Source organism: Deltaproteobacteria bacterium (genome assembly GCA_016874755.1).
Taxonomy (GTDB): Bacteria; Desulfobacterota; Binatia; order UBA9968; family UBA9968; genus DP-20.
Map to the genome: position 1 here is coordinate 13,825 of VGTH01000039.1, position 19,531 is coordinate 33,355.

Consider the following 19,531-nt stretch of genomic DNA (forward strand, 5'->3'; position numbering starts at 1 on the left):
GCCGCCTTGTAGGGGCGACCGGCTGGTCGCCCTGTTCTGCCTTCGCTCCGGAATGGTTGCACCTCGATCGACTTTGTCACCGTCGACATTTTGACGCCCGGCGAATTCACGAAAAAAAAGCACGCTTTGAAGCGATCCTTGCAACCGTTGCTGAAGAAGCGACAGCGGTTGCCGATAGCGTCACTATGACGACCAACCGAGTCTGTGCGTCGGCTGGCACTGGATAACGAAGGAGACAAAACGACAATGGCCCACTATGACATGCTGGTGATCGGCTCCGGCCCCGCCGGCCAGAAAGCGGCGATTCAAGCCGCCAAGGTTGGCAAGAAAGTGGGTATCATCGAGAAAAAGAAAGTCGCCGGCGGCATCTGCATCAACATCGGCACCATCCCGAGCAAATCGCTGCGAGAAGCGGTGCTCTATCTCTCAGGCTATCGCCAACGCAACCTCTACGGCGCCAGCTACCGCGTCAAAAAAGACATCACCTTCGAAGATCTGGCTCAGCGCTGCGATCACGTCGTCAAAGCCGAACAGGAAGTCATCCAACACCAATTGATCCGCAACTACGTCGACTTCATCGTTGGCTCGGCTAACTTTGTCGATCCGCATCGAATTTCGATCACGCAAGGAAGCGAGAGCAACGAGCACACCGCCGACCACATCGTCCTCGCCGTCGGCACGGAAACCGCCCGCCCCGAGGGCATCCCGTTCGACGGGACTTCGGTCATCGACAGCGACGGCCTGCTGTATCTCAAAGAGCTGCCCAAAGCATTGACCATCGTCGGCGGCGGCGTCATCGGCTGCGAGTACGCTTCGATCTTGGCGACGCTCGGAATTCCAGTAACGCTTGTCGAGCGCCGGCCGCGATTATTGGAATTCGTCGATAGCGAAATCATTGAGTCGCTGCAGTATCAAATGCGCAGCATCGGCGTGACGCTTCGCTTCAACGAAGAAGTCGTCGGCGTCGAAAAATCGGCTGACAACTCCGTGTCGATCTTCCTTAAAAGCGGCAAGAAAATTGGCGCGCCGCTTTTGATGTACTCGGTCGGCCGTATCGGCGCGACGCGCACTCTCGGATTGGACAAAGTCGGCATTCAGCCTGACGAGCGCGGCCGCATCAAAGTCAACGAAAACTTTCAGACTGCCGTTCCGCATATTTATGCCGTCGGCGACGTCGTCGGCTTCCCGGCGCTGGCATCGACCTCGATGCAGCAAGGCCGCCACGCCGCCTGCCACGCTCTCGGTTTACGCTGCGAGACCACCACCCATTTGCTCCCTTACGGCATCTACACGATTCCCGAAATCTCCATGGTCGGTCGCAACGAAGATGAGCTCACCCGCGAAGGCATCCCCTACGAAATCGGCGTCGCCCGCTACCGAGAGATCGCCCGCGGCCAATTGATCGGCGATACCGTCGGCATGCTCAAACTGCTGTTCCATAGCGAGACGCGCCACCTCCTAGGCGTGCACGCCATCGGCGAAGGCGCGACGGAGCTCGTCCACATCGGCCAAGCCGTCATGGCGCTCGGCGGCAAGCTCGAATACTTCGTCGACACCGTCTTCAACTACCCAACATTGGCGGAATGCTATAAAGTCGCCGCCCTCGCGGCCCTCAACAAATTCGCCAGCAACGGCAGCTACGTCAGCGGCACGGCAAGCGCGGATGCGAACCATTTGGATGCACGCTAGCGGTAGTCCGAACCTGCGCCATACTGTTCATTCCACCGAACTTAGGCTAAAAGAAAGCCTGTCACGCAAATGGCAGGCTTCAACAATCTTCATAGCTCCAGCCCTCCTCTCCTAAACCGCACGCTGGCCTCGCCCAGTGAGAGAGGCGCGCAATATTATCATCGGAACGAAAGCAAAATGGGGTCAGGTCTCCGCTAAGCTCATAAGGAAGTTGATTCCGCGTCTCACGCGCTAGCGCGATTCTTAAAGAGCCGCCAACTCACGATGCAAGAGGAGAACGAAACCATGCAACAAGAAAACTGGAAGCTCAGAGCGAGAGAATACCGGCGCATCATGTACGGCGTTATGGCCGGTGCGCTGTTGTTCGCTCCGGCGCTGGTCGATCACGGTCGCAGGACACCCTCGATATCTGAGCTGCCTTCCGGAAGCAGTCGATGGAAACAGATGCTTTTGTCAGTCAGCGGCGGCCTGCTGTAGAGACGGACTGAAAAGTTTTGCCATTACCTGCTCTCCGCGCACGGTGACAACGAGAAACTGATTGATCGGTGTCGCGGTAGGAGAAATATCTTTACATTGTCTTCAACATCGAGCCCCGTCAAGGGGATCTCGCTGCCGGCGGACGCATAATGGTAATAATTGAAGATCGTCAAGCCAGGAGCTTTCTGCGTTTTGAAACTCGGAGCAGCACTTGATCGAACAGTTGATAGCCCGTCGATGGCGAGGGTCGGCCGAAGATTGCCGCATTTCGTGCTCGTACTCCGCCAGTGCAGTAAGTTCTTCGCAAACGCGTTCCCGACACTCATCAGTCAGATAAATTCCATGGCCAAGCTGACCTGTAACAGTTCAGACCGCCCATAGTCTTCGATCCATTGAATTTTATTTTCGGTCTTGTTTGTTGAGCGATTTTCGATATGTAAAGAACTCACAGAGATAAGACCCGGGCGCATGCATCATGGTTTTCAGCTCTCATATTTTTATTTTCTATTTTTTGCCTCTCACGCTGCTGCTTTACTATACGATGACGCAGCGTTATCGGAACCTGCTCCTGACTCTGCTCAGTTACGTCTTCTACGGTTGGACTAATCCGCTATTTGGTCTGTTGATGTTGGGCTCTACGGCCATCGACTACGTCTGCGGCCTAATCATCTCGAACCAGCTAGGGTTCCGCACCTCAAAAGGACCGCCGCCGCTGTTGCCCCGAGGCGAGGCCCGCACGCGGACACAGCGAATCGCACTGATCGTCAGCATCGCCTCAAATCTGAGCCTGCTAGGCTTTTTCAAATATTTCAATTTTGCCGTTGAGAGCTGGACGGCGCTTGCGGCGGCGCTCGGACTGTCTCACTTGGGACTCGATCTTGCCTTCCAAATCGCGTTGCCGCTGGGTATTAGCTTCTACACGTTTCAATCCATGAGCTATGCCATCGACGTCTACCGCGGCGATGCCCGCGCCATTCGCAACGTCATCGATTTTGCCTGTTTCGTGGCAATGTTTCCGCAACTTGTCGCCGGCCCGATCATTCGCTTCGCCGATATTGCCGAACAACTGCAACAGCGTTCACACACGTTGACCAAGTTTGCCCGCGGCGTGGCCTTTTTCAGCGTTGGTCTGGCCAAAAAGGTGCTGTTCGCCAATCCCTGCGGCAAAGTCGCCGACACGGTTTTCGACGCGGCATCGGTCACGTTTCTCGATGCGTGGTATGGTGCCATCGCCTACGCGTTTCAGATTTACTTCGATTTTAGCGCCTATTCCGATATGGCGATTGGCCTCGGCTTGATGCTCGGATTTGTTTTCGCCAAGAATTTCGATTCGCCCTACGAGGCCCAGTCGATCACCGACTTCTGGCGCCGTTGGCACATTTCGCTGTCGACCTGGCTGCGCGATTACCTCTACATTCCCCTCGGGGGAAATCGCCTGGGGGCGCGGCGCACATACCTGAACCTGAGTATCGTTATGGTGCTCGGCGGACTCTGGCACGGCGCGTCATGGAACTTTGTCATCTGGGGCGCGCTCCACGGCGGGCTGCTCGCCTGTGAGCGCGCCTGCGGCAAACGGCCGATCTACTACGCGCTGCCCAAACCGCTCCGCGTTGGATGCACTTTCGTGATCGTCTTGTTCACCTGGGTTTTCTTTCGCGCCAAGGACTTGCCAACGGCGCTCAACTATTGCGCCACGATGCTCGGCTTGGGCTCGCCCGAGGCCTCAGCCTTACTGCTGTCCGGCATCATCGCCAAGCCGTACTATCTAGCCACCGTGGCCTTGTGCGCTTTGATTGTTTGGACATGCCCCCAGACCTGGGACTGGTCAAAGCAACTGAACACCGGCAAGGCCGCCACCGCTTTGATGCTGTTTGTCATCGCGGTGGCTGTGCTCTCCGCCCAAGCGTACAACCCATTTATCTATTTTATCTTCTGATCGTTTGAGCGCCGCCATGGGCACAGATAACTTGCCACCGAAAATGCTTGAACCGCACCGGCGCTCGCGCGAAGAAGCCGCCAAGGCCGAAATCGGCCACACCGATACTCGCCCTGGCGTTGCCCTGGTCTTAACTGTCTGCTTCCTCGTAATGATTTTCGCTCTGCCGGTCGGCCAACAGCTAGTCGAATTTTTCCACGGTCAGCTGGGAAATCGTCCCTCCAGCATGCCGCAAGCGTGGCATGTCGCTACGATCGTGGGCGATGCCGTCAGCGAACTCCGAAAAAACCGGCAAGCCCTGCGTCAAGTCCTCGCAGTCAATCGCGATGTGATGCGCAAGATTAAGCTCTATACCGACCGACTGGAGGAGGAATCTTGGTTCAACCAAAGGGCGTTGCCGCTAACCCAGGCCATGTTGTCCAACGTCTTGGGCGTAGGCAACGAGAAAGTCTATCTCGGGCGCGGCGACTGGTTATTTTATCGTCCGACCATCGACTATCTCATCGGCGATGGCTTCCTCGAACCGACCCAATATACCCGGCAGGCAAACTCGCAAGATGCCGATAAGCGTTCACGCCAGTCCGATCCAGTGAAAGCGATTGTCCAGTTCAAAAACCAGCTTGCAGCCCACGGGGTAGAGTTGGTGGTCATGCCGGTGCCGGTTAAGGCATCGTTGCATGGCGACAGGTTTGTCAAGGCACTGGCGCAGGACCGGCAGGTGCTCCACAACGCTTCCTACGAAGAGTTGCTGCAGGCGCTAAGCGCCACGGCGTTCGCTATTTCGATCCCACTGAGAATTTGGCGGCGTTCACGCGGCAGCACGCGGCGTCGGCGTACCTTGCTACCGACACCCATTGGGTGCCTGCAGCAATGGAGAGCGTCGCCCGCGCTCTGGCCACCGAACTGCAACCATTCTTGCCGCCTCCTCCGAACACCCCAGCGTTTCGCGGCGAAGCCGCGACGGTGCAAAACCGCGGCGATCTCGCCAGAATGCTCAAGCTGCCTGATGGCGCCCGCTGGCCCGCGCCGGAGAGTGTGGAGATTCATCCGGTTCGGTCCACGGCCAGCGGCGCGGCGGCAGTCATCGATCCGCGTGGCGAGGTGCTATTGCTCGGTGACAGCTTCGCAAACATCTACTCACTGGCATCCATGGGTTGGGGCACGTCAGCGGGTCTGGGCGAGCATTTGGCGCTGGCACTTAATCGGCCGGTGGATGCGTTGCGCCGCAATGACGCTGGGGCCTATGCCACGCGGGAGATGCTGGCGCACGAAGTGGCGCGCGGCTGCGGCCGACTGGCGGGCAAGAAGGTGGTCGTCTGGCAGTTTGCCGCGCGTGAGCTGGCTTACGGCGACTGGAAGATGCTCAACCTCAACCCAGGTGCGTTGATCGGCTCTCCGCTCTGCGGCGCAGACGGGCTGCGCACGCTCGTCGGTGCGCGCGCTCGCATGGTCTGGGTACGCGCGGTCGATCCGGCTTCCAAAGACGCTGGAGCTCGCCATGCCGGGTTCCATCTGATGGGCATCGATACGGAGGACGGCCGCGGCGTGCGCGAGATCCTGCGCGGCCCGATCTCGAGCCGCAAGCCACTGCTGACCCCCGACGGGCGCCGTGTTGTGTTCACCGACGTGCCCCTCGGTCGCATCGGCGTGGTCGATTGGGACGGAACCAATCTGCGTTATTTAGCCCACGGATTTGCCGCGAACGTATGGGCCGATCCTGAAACCGGACGCACCTGGGTCTACGCGGTCGAAGGGCCGATCAATCCGATACCCTTTAGCGGCAAGCCCCTGATCCGTTTTGACCTCGATCGCCCTAAGGTGCGCGAGGTGTTGTGGGATCGCACCGAGATCAGCCTTGACAACTTGCACATCTCTGCTGATAGCAGGCATATTTTTGGGCAATTTCCCTGGCCAAACGTTGGCATCGCCGACTTAACCAATGGCACATTGGAAGCGACGGGCGGCGGTTGCTGGACTTCCTGGTCCCCCGACAAAAGCAACGTTACCTGGATTTTTGACGGCCTGCATCGCAACCTGATCTTCGAGGACCCCGCCACCCGCCTCGCTTGGACTGTGCCGATTAATCAAGCCCCAGGAGTTGACGGCTTCGAAGTGTATCATCCGCGCTGGGCCAATCACCGCCAATTTTTTACCATGACCGGTCCATACAAAGAGGGCAAAGGAACCAACCGCATCGGCCAAGCGGGGCGAGAGGTAGAAATCTACGCGGGCCGGTTTAGCAAGGACCTGCGGCGAGTGGAGCGCTGGGTAAAAATAACCACCGATGCGGGACCGGATTTTTTCCCCGACCTCTGGATCGATCCCGCACAGCCGCCAGCGTTCGATCCCAACGATGTCGAGGCGCCGAGCGCCGCCACAGTGCGGGCGACTGGACCCGTTGTCGTCGATGCGCGGCTTTCTGCAGTCACATTGCCGCCGACTCTAGAATCCATCGCTCCCTACCGGCAGGCGCTCGTCGTCTACGCCTACGACGTCATGAAAGTCCACACCGGAGGCGATCCGGGCAAGCGTATCTTGGTGCAGCACTGGGCGCTCCGCAACGGCCGCACGGTGGCGCCGCTTACCCGCGTGGGCGATACGGTTCGTCTCACTCTGAATCCGTCGGATTCCCATCCCGAATTACAAGGGGAACGAGTCATCAAAGATATGACCGATACCGGGCGGCCGATGTACTACGCGCCGCCTGGCTAACCCACACAGTTCGACACCCTTGGCTGAAATAGTCAGCGTCTTTCGCAATTTTCACGCGCGCGGTGGATAGGATTGGCACAGACGACGGATTTTAAGAACCCCCGCGTATTGATCTCGCCCACCGAAACGGCTAACTCTTGCGAGATTCCTTGGAGACTCGTTATGCGTAAACTATTTTATTTCTTGGTTTTTCTTTGCGCCCTTTCCAGCACCGGCAGCGCCGGAGCCCAGGAACGTTTTTCGTTCTTCCAGGCGAGCACCCCGGAGGCGGTCGAGCGCTTGCTCAAGCTGGCCAATTTGCGCGACGACGACGTGGTCGTCGACCTGGGTTCGGGGAACGGGCTGATCGTGTTGATGGCGGCAAAACTGAATTCTAAGCTGCGTGGCTGGGGCGTCGACATCGATGCCAAGTTGGTCGCCGAATCGAACGGCGTCGCTGCGGCGCAAAAGGTTGACCAGCGCGTCAAGTTCTTTCACAAAAACGCCTTCGATGCCGACTTGCAGGACGCCACAGTAATCACCATGTGGCTGTTTCCCGAGCTAATGCGGCTGCTGCGGCCGATCATTCTCGAGCGCGCCCGCCCAGGAACGCGTGTGCTCACCAGCACCTGGGACCTTGGCAGTTGGCAGCCCGATGCAAAGGAAAGCGGCAATCCCGACGTCTTTCTCTGGGTTGTGCCGGCGCGCGTCGGCGGTTACTGGAATTGGGATCTCACGGTAGCCGGCCAGAAAGTCTCCTACGCCGCGGTGCTCGAGCAGCAGTTTCAGAACGCCGAAGGCGTCGTGCGCGCGGGCAGCAATCGCGAAGTGTTGAACGACGTCAAGCTCAACGGCGAGAACCTTTCGTTCAGCGTGGCTATAACGATCGAAGGCATCGGCCTGACGCGCCACGAGTTCACCGGCAAAGTGCGCGGTGAGCGCATCGAAGGCACGGTGCGCGTCGACTCGCCGGCCGGCACCCCGGTCACACTCCCCTGGCACGCGACGCGCACGACCAGGTCGGCGTACTTCGCGCCGACAGGAATGCCTTAAGCGACTCTCGCGTAACCCGATTAGCCCATGGTCGAAATCCTGTCGGGGCGGATTTTGTAGATCACCCGCACTTCGCCTGGTCCGCGAAACGGGTATTTGTCCTTGCCGAGATACTTTTTTGCCAACGCATCGATGTGCGCGTCGGCGCCATCTTCGGTGATCTCGACGATCTCCCCCTGCACCGCCAAATAGCGATAAGCATTGTCGGGATCTTGGATCGATAGCGCAACCTCTTTGTTGCGCCGCATGTTCTTGTCTTTGACTCGGCCCTTGGCTGAATTCACCCGAAAATACTCGCCGGCGAGGTCAAACCACACTGGCGTCACCTGCGGCCGGCCGTCGGCCATCAGCGTCGCCAGATGCGCATAGGATACTTTGTTGGTGATGTCTTTGAACTGATCCGGAATTTTTGCCGCCATAGAACCCTCCTCTCAGCTCTTACTATGAGGCTAGCAGAAATATTCGTAGAGTGTAGACAAATCATCAATCAAGAAATCCGGCTGGGCCGCGGCGACCGCTTCTCTTGCGCATAAGCCGTAGGTGACGCCGCAAGTAATGACGCCGGCGCGCCGGCCGGCCTCGACGTCGATCTCACCATCGCCGATCATGACGGCCCTTTGCGGCGCAATATGAAATCGCTCGACGGCGTGATTGATTAGCGCCGGATGGGGTTTCTTTTCGGCAACGCTGTCGCCGCCGAGAATCAAGTCGAATTCCTCGGCAATGCCCAAGCCGCGCACCACTTCGATGGTCAGGCGGTACATTTTGTTGCTCACCACGGCGCGTTTTTTATCGCGAAAATAATCGAGCACTTCGCGGGCATGCGGATACAGCGCCGTCGCGTCGAGCAGGTGATTCTGGTAGCGCTCGAGAAAAACGTCCATCACCTCCTTGAAATGCAGCGAGCGCTCCTCGGGCACCGCTTGCTGGAGCAGATGCTCGACGCCGCGGCCGACGTGGGAAATAACAACGGCATCCGGCAGCGCCGGCAGCTGAAAATGCGCGCGCGTGAAATTGACCGCGTCGGCCAGATCGCGCCCGGTGTTCGCCAGTGTGCCGTCGAGATCGAACATGACCAGATCCACCGAAGTTTTCATCGCTGTTAGACTTAAACTTGAAGTCCGGCGGTGTCAATGCGACAACGTAAACAGCCCGTCTATTGGAGGTGAATCATGAGTCGTCTGATCGCCGTAGGCCTGAGCGCCGTGATCAACTTTGCGCTCACTCTGGCCACGCTGTCCGCCAACGCTGCCGACAGAATCAACACAGCCTACATCTCCACCACGCCCGGCACCTCGACGGTCATTCAAGTCGCCAAAGACACCAAGATCTTCGACAAGCACGGCATCGACGCCACCGTGATTTTCATCTCAGGCAGCGTGCGCGGCATCCAAGCCATTCTCGCCGGCGAGATCCCCATCGGCGAAGGCGGTGGTCCAGGGTTAGCCAGCGCCAGGTTAGCGGGCGGCGACGTGGTCGCCATCGCCGGCAACGTCAATGTCCTGCCCTACTATCTAGTCTCCCATCCGAGCATCAAGCGCCACGAAGATTTGCGCGGCAAAATCGGCGGCAATCACATCGCCGGCACCACCGCCGAGTTCGCCATGAAAGTCGGCCTGAAAAGAATTGGCATCGATCCGGTGAAGGACGTCAGCATGCGCGTCATCGGCGGCGCCATCGAGCGCATGATCGCGCTGCAGAAGGGCATCGTGCAATTCACGGTCGTCACCGAAGCCGGCAAGGTGCAGGCGGAACAGCTTGGCTATCCGACCGTGCTCGACATGGTGGCACTGCAGATCCCGTTTCCGCAAAACGGCATCTACACGTCGACCAAGCTAATCCGCGAGAATCCCGACCTGGTGCGCCGTTACATGCGCGCCTACACGGAAGCGATCTGGTTCTACAAGCGCAACAAAGAGGAAACCCAGCGAATTATGCGCAAGTACTCGCGGGTCGAAGACCGCAGAATCTTGGACGAAGCATGGGAATGGCACGCCAAGTTCATGCCCGACCATCCCTACCCGCCGACCGAAGGTTATCAGTTAGTCCTGCAAGACATGGCGGAGAAAAATCCCAAAGCGGCGCAAGCCAACGTGCGGGACTATATCGATGTGCGGTTTGTCAAGGAACTCGAGGATGCTGGTTTTGTGAGAGGACTCCAACGACGATAAACCGGAGTCCCCTCGATACGGCCCTACGGGCTTACTCGGGGAGTCGGACATCAAAAAACCCGGTTATCCTGAGTCGCGCGCAGCGCGTATCGAAGGGGGGTTAAACCACGCGAAAAACTCTTCAGAGTTTTTCGCGCGCCACCTGCAGTACTTGCTTCATCGGCTCGACGTCGATGACCATCGACGACAGTTCCAACTTTTCCTGGCGCAAATTTTCCGGCACCACGTCGACCACTTCCGGTTCGAGCACGTGATAGACGGGAATCTTGAGCGCCACACCGGCCAACGGACCAGCGAAACTCGGATCGCCCTGGGTTACCGTCTCAGCGAACACTTCGACACCGTTGGCTTCGCCGTTGCCCAACACCACCGCTAAATTTTCCGGACCATACTGGTCCGCCAGGCGCTTGATGACTCCTTGGTTCTCGAAGTTCATCGCGCCTGCGGCGGTTCAAACAAAGCACTCGGTGGCCTGAAAGACGACTTCCATGCCGGCGCCTTCGAGGCACTCGGCGATCACCGGGCCCGGGACGCCGTCGCGCTCGCCTATTGCTATGACTTTTTTGCCTTTGATCATTCTTTCCTCCGTTAACGTTTAGCGAAAGCCTCGATCGAGGTGGAACCCTGTAGGAGCGAAGGCATCAGCGCAAATCTTTTGGTTTGTTGGTCGATGCTAGCATGAGGTTCGCTACCCTACCGCCCGTCGCATGGCAGGGCGACCGGCCGGTCGCCCCTACACGCCGGCTTTGACACCGTGCCCTGTTGCCTTCGCTCCAGAAGGGTTTCACCTCGATCGACCACCCCGACCGGACACTATCCTTGATTGCGCTCGACCAAAAACGAGCAGCCGTCGGAAAGCTGCGTCATGCGGCCGAGAAACAAACTGCCCTTGGCAATAAACAAAGTATTGCGAATTTCACCGGCGCGCAACGCATCCAGAGCGTGGCCAAGATACGAAACCGCCGACGGGATATGCCCCTGCGTCGGCGCGTAGCCGACCATGCCGCGCGTGCGGGCGAAATCTTCCATCTGTTCCTTCTTTATATGGCCACGCATCACCGCCAATGCCGCCAACGTCCGGTAATTGGTGCGCGGCACATCGCCGCTGCCCGACGGCACGGTGATCTCGGGATTGTGCAGCTCCACCGCGTAGCGATCGACATCGGTAAATTTCATTCCCAACTTTGCCAGCGGCTTTTCGGCGAGGAACTCCGCCATCGCCTGCGGCGAGCCGCCGGCGCGCACCGGATGAAACGCCGCCGAATCGAGGCGAATGCTCGGCGCGTCTTTTTTCGCCGCGCTGAGCATAACGGCAAAGCTGCCAAGCATATCTTCAAGAATCGGCATGTTGCCTTTCACGTGGGACTCGAACTTCATACCGAGCTTGGCGAGCGAGCCGCCGGCAACCACCGCGACGTTGCGGACCACGCCCGATTGAATCAAGCTCGCGCCGTGCACCATGGCGTACATCGGCCCGGCGCAAAACGCTTTAGTGTCGGAGCCCGAAGCGTTCTCGCAGCCGACTTTTTCCGCGATTGCTTTCGCAAGATTGCCGCCGCCGCGATTGTAGCGATCGCCGATCGCTTCTTCGGAGCAGCTGATCACATAGTCGACTGCACTGGGCTTCATGTTCAAAGAATCTAACAGGCCGCGCAGCGAATGCGCCGCCGTCGCCTTCGCCGCAAGATTCTCCAGCAAGACATCCGGCGCAAGATTAGCGTCTTCGGCAAAGTCGGTATCAAAAGCGCCGACCAGCCGCTCGCCGGCATAGAGCGGTATCGCGGTTTTCTCGCACAGCGCTTTGATTTCAGCGAGGGTTTTTGCTTGGACCGTCGCGCCGTTCGCATATTTAGCGCCGACTTCCTGAAACCACTGGTCCTCCAGTGTGACAAGCTTAAAATCGTCCGCGGCCGCCAGCAGCGCATAGAGTCGATCTTGGCTGACGATATCGCCAAATTTCCCCTGCGCCCGCGCCCCTTCAATCAATTTGCCGTACCAAGGTGTCGGCAGATCGGCCAACTGTTGCGGCGTGATGGCGCCGATGAAAACCTGATGCGGCGCATAGCACACCGCATCGGTAAACTTTCGCAACTGTTTGTTGATTTCACCCAGCCGCGCGCCGCTGGCGGCAATCTCACGCGACGGCTTAGAGCCGTAGCGCACCAAATCCGGCGCATGGGTCAGCGAGTAATAAACGCCGTCGATACTTATGTAAACCGGTGTTGCCGTAGTCACTTCGCTCAGGTCCTCCGCTCAACTTGCTCTAGCAGCGTGCGAAAAAAAGTGGCGCGTGCTTCGACGCACTCGGCACGAACGATCCTTTTCCTAACGATCTTCTTCCTTCCGTTCGTCCTGAGCCTGCCGAAGGACTCCGGGGGGTTTCGCAACGCCCGCTACGCTACCCTTTCTGAAAACGCGTGATGCTGCAAGAAGGCCTCGGCGTCGGCGGGCGCGAAAAACACCAAGCGGATTTCTTTGACTGAGGCATCGCTATCTATAAATTGTTCAATGGTGTGCGATGACACCTTGGCGGCCTCATGCTGGGGATAGCTATAGATGCCGGTTGATATAGCTGGAAATGCGACCGTGGCAAGCTTGTTCTCCACTGCCAAGCGCAGCGAATTGAAGTAGCACGCCGCCAAGAGATCGGCTTTATCCTGACCACCGTTGCCATAGACCGGCCCTACCGTATGAATCACATACTTCGCTGCCATCTTGCCGGCGGTCGTAATCACCGCCTGGCCGGTGGGCAAGCCGCCGGGATACTGCGTGCGGCGAATCTCCTTGCAGGCATCCAGAATCGCCGTTCCGCCGGCGCGATGAATCGCGCCGGCGACGCCGCCGCCGCCCATGAGCGATCCGTTGGCGGCGTTGACGATGGCGTCGGTGTTTTCCTGGGTGATGTCGCCGACCTTCACTAACACACGGCCCTGAAGAAAACTCTTGGCGGTACTCATAGAACGTCCTAGCCCATCGGCACGAAGTGGTCTTGCGCCCTTACACGCTCGATCCATGCTCGGATCTTTGGAAAGTCATCCAGCGCAAACCCGCCCTCGTCGGCCAAATGCGTGTAGGCGAACAACGCGATATCGGCGATCGAATAATCACCAACCAAAAAATCGTTCTTAGTGAGCTGCTCTTCCATCACCTTCAACGCCGCCCAACCGCCGTCGCGCTTGGAAGCGAGCAATGCAGTCTTCTCCGGCGAGTCCGGTTTATGCTGCAGCCAGAACCGCGACGTCGCAATGAATGGCTCGTGGCTATACTGCTCGAAGAACATCCATTGAAAGACCAAGCCAAACTTCTGCCGATCGTCGGGAAGATATTTCGTGCCGCGCGCAAGATAGGCAAGGATCGCGTTGGACTCGGCAAGCACGAAGCCGTTGTCGTCGAGCACCGGCGTGCGGCCATTGGGATTGATCTGGAGAAATTCCGCCGTGCGGCTCTCGCCTTTCAAGATGTCGACTTCGACGATCTCGCAGGGGATTTTGAGGTGCGACAACAACAAGCGGGCTTTGTAAGAGTTGCCCGAATACGCGACGTTGTAGAGTTTCATGATCGAAAACAATCCGTCTTTAGACCTGCGGTTCCAAAATCTCCAGCCCGTCGTAACGGTCCATCAAATAAAGCTTGCCGTCTTTGTCGTGGAACACGTCATTGCTCATGACCACGCTCTGGTCTTTGCCAGGGTTGGGCACATAGTAACCAACCTCTTTGGGTTGGTAGGGATTGGAAAAATCCACGGCGCGCAGGCCGCCGGCGAACCAGGTGACGTACAACGTGTTGCCGTAGACTTGTTCAGCCGGCTGGTGTGCGCCGAAGCGCTCCGTGTGCGTCGACTTGCCGTCGAACGGGACGATAAAAGTTGCCACTGGCAGCGGCAGGTCTTCCTTCGTAATATCGACCACCCAGAGAAAAGCATTGTGGGTTTCGTTGAGCTTCTCGCCGACCTCTTCGTCGGTGACGATCAGCCAGTCGCGCTCCATGATTTTGTTCAGCATCGGCAAAGTCGTGTGTGTTGGACAAGGATACGGCGGGCTCCAATCGAGCATGCTTACCGTTCTTGGTTTTGACATGTTCGAGATATCAACGATCGCAAAGCCGCCGTGCCAGTAGCTAATATAGAGCCGGTCGCCCCTGCGGATCGGATGATGACAGCGCGTCGCTGTGCCGTGCCAGGTCGGCGTTTCGCCGCCGGCGACCCATTGACCGGGCATCCACCAACGCATCGCCTCTTCCGGCTTTTCCGGATTCTTCAAATCGAGCATCATCGCGATGTTGCCTTGGTAACCTTCCACCGTCGGCGAAATGTAAGCGTAGCGGCCGTCGAAGGTGAAACGGTGCACGCCTTTTCCCGGTGTTTTGTGAAAGTGAATCTCGCGCGGCTTCGACTTGTTCGAGATATCAAAAATTTTTAGCCCTGCCTCAGGCGGATTCTTCGACTTATACTGCTCATAGTTGATCAACATGATGTCGCCGTGCACACGCACTTTGTGCGAGTGGACGCCTTCGGAAATCGGGATGTGCGCCACGAGTTTGGGATTTTTCGGGTCTCTGACATCGATGATCGACGTGCCATGCGGCGGGTCCATGTGGCCGACGTAGGCGTAGCCGTTTTCGACGACCACCGAGCCGCCGCCCGGCAGGTCCATTCGGCCGATCATTTTGATGTTCTTGCTGATGCCCACCGGGGCAGTGCCATTGGTTGCCATGGTCTTCTCCTAGAGTGTTCAACACCGCGCCACGAAGTAACGAAGGGCACGAAGATTCTAGGCTAACCGCTTCTCCGAACTTCGTGCTCTTGGTGTCTTCGTGGTGAATAATTTCTTTGTTATTTTTGCGCCTTTTCGATCAGCTCAATCACCTGTTCCGTCGTGCGCACGCGCGACATGCGCGGAAACACCAACTCCATCAATGTGTCGTGCGCCCGCTGATCGTGCGATGTGCCGCAGGCGTCGCTAACAACGATCGTGTGATAGTCCAGATCGCGCGCCGAGTACAACGTCGACGTGACCCCGACGTCGGTCGAACCGCCGGAGACGACTAACGTGTCGATGCCGCGCGTGCGCAGGGCTAGGTCGAGATAGGTCTGAAAAAAAGCGCTCCAGCGGTACTTGACGATATAATAATCGTCGGGCTTCGGCCCCAAATCGGCGAGCACGTCCGAGCTCTTGTCGCCGGCGATCACATGCATTTTGGTCTTGGTCACTTCGCCATTGGGCCAGGGCGTCAGTGAATTATTCGTGTCGGTGAGCAGCAAAGCCGTCGTCGCGTTATCCGGGCGATGATTTCCCTTGGCGAAAAATACCGGCAGACCCGCGGCCCTGCCCGCCTTGCTGAGCCGCACGGCGTTCTGAATCCACGGCTTTAATACTCTTGGCTTGCCCGGCTCAGGCTCGGGCACATAGCCATTGAGAATATCGAAAAACAACAAGCAGCTTTTCTTCAACTCGAAATCTTTGACGTTCATGGGCGCTCCGTGCCTCGTAGGCAAATTAGATCGCCGCACTCTAGCGCGGCTTGAGCATACGTTCCAGCTCCGTGTAGAGACCGCGCTGGTCTAAAATCTGCGCATAGCGGTTGTCGATGAAATCATTCGGATTGGCATTGAGCGCGGCTGGTGTCGTGTCGCCCATCTGGCGCAGTACGGTCTGGATCATCGGCGCGGTGGTGTAGAGCTTTTTCTGCAAGAATTGAGTCGCATGCAGCTCATAGCCGGCGTCGACGATCGCTTTGTCTTCCAGGCGCGACACTTTCTGGATCACTCTGGTGCTGAACGGCTTGTCGCTCATCATGCGATAAACCGCTTTCGACATGGCGCCTAGAAAACTCAGCGTTTCTTTTTCGTGGTTTTTGAGAAAGGATTTCTTGGCGGCAAATCCCGCGTGGGAAAACGGCACACCGTAGTCTTTGATCGCCACCAGTTCTCGCAGGCCGAGCTTCTTGCCTTCGAGCATGCCCACATCGGTGGTGATACCGGCGTGGACCTTGTTGCCGTTCACCGCCAACACGGTCGCCATGCCGCCGACAGTCTGAATCATCGCCACGTCTTTATTGGGAACAAGCTTGTGCCGCTCGAGCACCAAGCGCGCCGCGAAATCCGTGTTCGAGCCGAAGCGGCCGAAGCCGATGGACTTGCCCTTTAGGTCGTCGACCTTGTGAATTTCCGGCCGCGAAATCAGATAGAAAATCAACGTCGGTATCGTCGTCGCGATCATCATGACGTCGGCGCCGCGCAGGTCGGCCGCCACCACCGGTGCCGGCCCGATCATGGCGTAGTCGATTTCATCGGACAAAAGCTATTGAATCGCAACGGAACTGTTTTGAATGAACAAGGTCTCAACGCGCAGACCGGCTTCGGTGAAATAGTTGGCTTCGTTGGCGATCCACAGCGGCGCCTGGGGCAGACCGAGGCTTACGTAGGCGACGCGCAGAGACCGACCGTGCGAGGCCAAAACTGAAAATGGCAAGTTAAAAATTAAAAAACTCAGAATGGTAGCAACGAGAAGGTTTTTCATGCAGACCTCCCGGTGAACGATATAGATGGGTTTATTTAATCTTTATGCCCTTTCGCTCCTTTTCTTCAACCACCTTCCAGCCACCGTTAACGTACCATTCGATCTGGCGAAACATACCGGCGAGGATTTTCACGTCCCGTTCCTCCAGGCCGCCGCGGCCGAAAATGCGCCGCAGCGCCAATAGCATATGCTCGGGATTGTCCGGGTTGAGAAAACCGATCTTCAACAGCGACGGCCGCAGAATATCAAACAGCCGCTCCACCGATTCGGCTTTGGCGAGTTTTAGCTGCGCGGAGGGCGCCGGCTCGGAAGCCGCCAAGAAAATTTCGTACATGCAGACGACCACCGCCTGGGCAACGTTAAGCGACTGGTAGTCGGGATGGGACGGAATGGTCAACAACAATTGGCAATGCTCGATGTCTTTATTGCTGAGTCCGTGATCTTCCGGACCGAAGACAACGGCAACTTTGCCGGTTTGCGCCGCCGCGGCGATCTTCGGCGCCACTTCGCGTGCCGTTTGGCTGTGGCTGCGATAGAGCCCAGGACGACAAGTCGTACCAACCACCAAGGTACAATCGGCGATCGCTTCGCGAATCGACGCATAGCTCTGGACTTCGCTCAGTATGTCGCGCCCGTGCACCGCCATGGCCCGCGCCCAGAAACTCTTAGTGCGCGCCGGCCCGACAACCGCGAGCTCGCGCGCGCCAAAGTTTTTCATCGCGCGCGCCACCGAGCCGATGTTGCCCGAGCCGCGCGGACGTACCATCACGATCTTGACGTTGCCTAACATATTCGAGAAGTAGAGAGGCAAGAGGCAATAGTAAGAACGCTGCCGAACTGCTGCGTGCTTATTGCCTGCGAAATCATTTGGCAAACGCACAGATGCGATTCTTTTGAATCACGCTGCGATTCTTCATATCGAATTCGGTCCGGTAGCCAAAGTCCTCATGCATGATCGACGACGGGTTGGTCACGTGCTCCGCGCCGAAGACATGGCCCAGCTCATGAATCAAAGCTAGTAGATCATGGGTCGGCTCGCCGCTAACACCCTGGTAACGAAAAACTTCGTGGGCCGTGGTTACCACATAGTTGCTGAGACCTTGTTGGCAGTTGCCGATGCGGTCGACTCGCGGTCGACCGCTTGGTAGATAACGGCTCACCCCTTCCGCTGTAAACGCTACGAGAAGATCATAGCTGCCGTCGTTTCTTGCGGCGGGAAACTCCTGACGCAGTTTCACCAGCAGATTGGCAGTCGAGGGAATGCGCTCGTCCGCAGGCCACGCCGTCGTGCTTTGTGTCACTAAGCGGATGTCGAACTCACGCTCGTAGTAGTCCGAGGCGGCTTCGATGATGCCGCGCACCTCGACGTCCCACCTCGGGTTGCGCGCGCGAAAACTGGGATCGGCAAGAGCTTTGACGCGAACCGTGCGTTGGGACGAAACGCTATCGACCAGTTGGCACGACGCGATAAACAGCGCGCTAAGGATGCAGCAAATTATCCGTCGGCGCATAGTCATCGGTCAGCATAGGCACGTCCCCCTCGTTGAGCGGACCATCGTAATAGGCAACCGCAAGATCTTGGATCGTCGCCGGGAAAAGGCCCCGATCGAGCGCCGCGGCGCGTTTGACAATCTCTCGGATATCGACGCGCTGCTTGTCTTTGGTCGCGACCAAGATCACGTTCTGCACGGTCTCCAAACTCACGTTGTCCGGACGACGCGCGGCAAAGACATAGACCTGCGGAAAGATCGGCCGCTTGGTTTTGATGATCGAGCGCGCGATCTTGCCCGAGCGGCCCGTGACGGCGCTAATCAAGTTCGCAACGATAATGCCGTTGGGCGCTAGCTTCTTGTGCGCCAGCTGGAAAAATTCCTTGGTCGCCAGATGAAAAGGCATCGCATCGGAGTAGTAGGCGTCCATCAGGATGATGTCGTATTGGTGCGGCGAGCGAGCCAAGAAGAGCCGGCCATCTTGGGCGTGGAGACGGAGATTTTTCGATTCCTTTACATTGAAATGTTCCTTGGCGATCTTGATCACTTCCGGGTCGATCTCGACCACATCCATTTCCAGATTGGGAAACTCCTTCTCCAGCTTTTTCGGGATCGAGCCGCCGCCCAGACCGATGATCAGCATCTTCTTGGCGTCGGGCCGAAAAGTGAAGCCCAGCGAAGTATAACGTGAGTAGACCAACCGCAACGCGGTCGGGTCTTTTAAGTTCATCGAGCTTTGCAGCGTCCGATCGAAATAGATATGGCGCGCGTCGCCGTCTTCTTCGACCCGGATGCGATGGTAGAAAGTATCTTTTTCCAAAATCGTTCTCAGTCTGGCCCACGCCGCCGTCGGCCACGACGCAGCGATCGAGCCGATCAACGACAGCGCCGTTACCGCCCGCCCCACAGCCATCGGCCGCAGCCGCGCCAACGGTAGCACAAGCAGCGACAAACAAACCAGGGTGATACCCAGGCCGTGAATGATATTGGTAACACCCGCCACCGGGATCAGATAAAAGGACGTCAACAAGGTGCCGCAAATGCTGCCAAAGGTCGACACCGCGTAGAGTGTACCCGCCGTGCTACCCACAGAGTTTAACGTCGTCGCCGCGAGCCGTATGACGTAGGGCGATATGGTACCGATGAATACCCCGGGCGGCAAGAAATAAATCGAGCAGGCGATCAGCGGGTTGAGTCGTATGCCGAAATCTTTGGCGGCGATCCATTCATTGACCGGCGTGTAGACGTAGGGCAGAAAATAAATCATGATGCCGGGTATCATCAGCAGCATCAGCAATCTGCCATACGAAGGCTCCCGCGCCGACAGCCAACCGCCCCAGTAATAACCGGCGCTGAGCGCCATCATCACCACGGAGATCAGGCTGCCCCAGACAAAAATCGAGCTGCCGAAATAGGGCGCGAGTACGCGGCTGCCGACGATTTCCAGCCCCATGAGCACCCCGCCGCTGATAAAAACGACCGTGTAGAGCAATAACGACACCATAG

Annotated in this window: 19 protein-coding genes; 6 read left to right on the plus strand and 13 right to left on the minus strand. The window is 57.7% G+C overall.

What is annotated here, in order from left to right:
• Positions 1 to 246 precede the first annotated feature (246 nt).
• From FJ145_20210 to FJ145_20230, 5 genes are all read left to right on the plus strand, one after another.
• Positions 247 to 1,689 carry a Si-specific NAD(P)(+) transhydrogenase gene (locus FJ145_20210; protein ID MBM4263735.1) on the plus strand — a complete coding sequence of 481 codons (1,443 nt, stop codon included), beginning with the start codon at positions 247 to 249 and terminating at the stop codon, positions 1,687 to 1,689.
• A 285-nt stretch (positions 1,690 to 1,974) separates the two neighbouring features.
• Positions 1,975 to 2,166, plus strand: a complete 192-nt coding sequence (locus FJ145_20215; GenBank protein ID MBM4263736.1) for a hypothetical protein — start codon at positions 1,975 to 1,977, stop codon at positions 2,164 to 2,166.
• A gap of 475 nt (positions 2,167 to 2,641) precedes the next feature.
• Positions 2,642 to 4,102 (plus strand): MBOAT family protein, encoded by a 1,461-nt coding sequence (locus tag FJ145_20220; protein ID MBM4263737.1) that lies wholly within the window; start codon positions 2,642 to 2,644, stop codon positions 4,100 to 4,102.
• A gap of 16 nt (positions 4,103 to 4,118) precedes the next feature.
• Positions 4,119 to 5,489, plus strand: coding sequence for a hypothetical protein (locus FJ145_20225; protein ID MBM4263738.1), 1,371 nt, complete (start codon positions 4,119 to 4,121; stop codon positions 5,487 to 5,489).
• 1,487 nt (positions 5,490 to 6,976) lie between these two features.
• Positions 6,977 to 7,846: a class I SAM-dependent methyltransferase gene (locus FJ145_20230; GenBank protein MBM4263739.1), complete on the plus strand. Its 870-nt coding sequence runs from the start codon at positions 6,977 to 6,979 to the stop codon at positions 7,844 to 7,846.
• 20 nt (positions 7,847 to 7,866) lie between these two features.
• Here the strand turns inward: FJ145_20230 and FJ145_20235 are convergent, their stop codons facing one another.
• Positions 7,867 to 8,265 (minus strand): PPOX class F420-dependent oxidoreductase, encoded by a 399-nt coding sequence (locus tag FJ145_20235; GenBank protein MBM4263740.1) that lies wholly within the window; start codon positions 8,263 to 8,265, stop codon positions 7,867 to 7,869.
• Positions 8,266 to 8,295: 30 nt separating this feature from the next.
• Positions 8,296 to 8,943, minus strand: a complete 648-nt coding sequence (locus tag FJ145_20240; protein MBM4263741.1) for an HAD-IA family hydrolase — start codon at positions 8,941 to 8,943, stop codon at positions 8,296 to 8,298.
• A 75-nt stretch (positions 8,944 to 9,018) separates the two neighbouring features.
• Here FJ145_20240 and FJ145_20245 point away from each other — a divergent pair, with 75 nt between their 5' ends.
• A complete protein-coding gene (locus FJ145_20245) occupies positions 9,019 to 10,017 on the plus strand; it encodes an ABC transporter substrate-binding protein (protein ID MBM4263742.1) in 999 nt (332 codons plus the stop codon).
• A 121-nt stretch (positions 10,018 to 10,138) separates the two neighbouring features.
• Here FJ145_20245 and FJ145_20250 read toward each other — a convergent pair whose 3' ends face one another.
• From FJ145_20250 to FJ145_20300, 11 genes are all read right to left on the minus strand, one after another.
• Positions 10,139 to 10,594: a glycine/sarcosine/betaine reductase complex selenoprotein A gene (locus FJ145_20250; protein ID MBM4263743.1), complete on the minus strand. Its 456-nt coding sequence runs from the start codon at positions 10,592 to 10,594 to the stop codon at positions 10,139 to 10,141.
• Positions 10,595 to 10,830: 236 nt separating this feature from the next.
• Entirely contained in the window at positions 10,831 to 12,252 is a 1,422-nt protein-coding gene (locus tag FJ145_20255; GenBank protein MBM4263744.1) for a glycine reductase, read from the minus strand.
• A gap of 158 nt (positions 12,253 to 12,410) precedes the next feature.
• Complete coding sequence (locus tag FJ145_20260; protein MBM4263745.1) at positions 12,411 to 12,974, minus strand: O-acetyl-ADP-ribose deacetylase; 564 nt, start codon at positions 12,972 to 12,974, stop codon at positions 12,411 to 12,413.
• 8 nt (positions 12,975 to 12,982) lie between these two features.
• On the minus strand, positions 12,983 to 13,573 hold the full coding sequence (locus FJ145_20265; GenBank protein ID MBM4263746.1) for a glutathione S-transferase family protein: 591 nt from the start codon (positions 13,571 to 13,573) through the stop codon (positions 12,983 to 12,985).
• A gap of 19 nt (positions 13,574 to 13,592) precedes the next feature.
• Positions 13,593 to 14,681, minus strand: a complete 1,089-nt coding sequence (locus FJ145_20270; GenBank protein ID MBM4263747.1) for a hypothetical protein — start codon at positions 14,679 to 14,681, stop codon at positions 13,593 to 13,595.
• 167 nt (positions 14,682 to 14,848) lie between these two features.
• Positions 14,849 to 15,487 carry a cysteine hydrolase gene (locus tag FJ145_20275; GenBank protein MBM4263748.1) on the minus strand — a complete coding sequence of 213 codons (639 nt, stop codon included), beginning with the start codon at positions 15,485 to 15,487 and terminating at the stop codon, positions 14,849 to 14,851.
• A 40-nt stretch (positions 15,488 to 15,527) separates the two neighbouring features.
• Complete coding sequence (locus tag FJ145_20280; protein MBM4263749.1) at positions 15,528 to 16,313, minus strand: ABC transporter substrate-binding protein; 786 nt, start codon at positions 16,311 to 16,313, stop codon at positions 15,528 to 15,530.
• Positions 16,314 to 16,316: 3 nt separating this feature from the next.
• Positions 16,317 to 16,535, minus strand: a complete 219-nt coding sequence (locus tag FJ145_20285) for a hypothetical protein (GenBank protein ID MBM4263750.1) — start codon at positions 16,533 to 16,535, stop codon at positions 16,317 to 16,319.
• Positions 16,536 to 16,566: 31 nt separating this feature from the next.
• A complete protein-coding gene (locus tag FJ145_20290) occupies positions 16,567 to 17,346 on the minus strand; it encodes an RNA methyltransferase (protein MBM4263751.1) in 780 nt (259 codons plus the stop codon).
• Between the two features lie 52 nt (positions 17,347 to 17,398).
• Entirely contained in the window at positions 17,399 to 18,052 is a 654-nt protein-coding gene (locus FJ145_20295; GenBank protein ID MBM4263752.1) for a hypothetical protein, read from the minus strand.
• The gene (locus FJ145_20300) at positions 18,015 to 19,529 is read right to left on the minus strand and encodes a methyltransferase (GenBank protein ID MBM4263753.1); all 1,515 of its coding nucleotides are present in this window, start codon (positions 19,527 to 19,529) and stop codon (positions 18,015 to 18,017) included. Before FJ145_20300 ends, FJ145_20295 begins: the two co-directional genes overlap by 38 nt.
• Positions 19,530 to 19,531 lie beyond the last annotated feature (2 nt).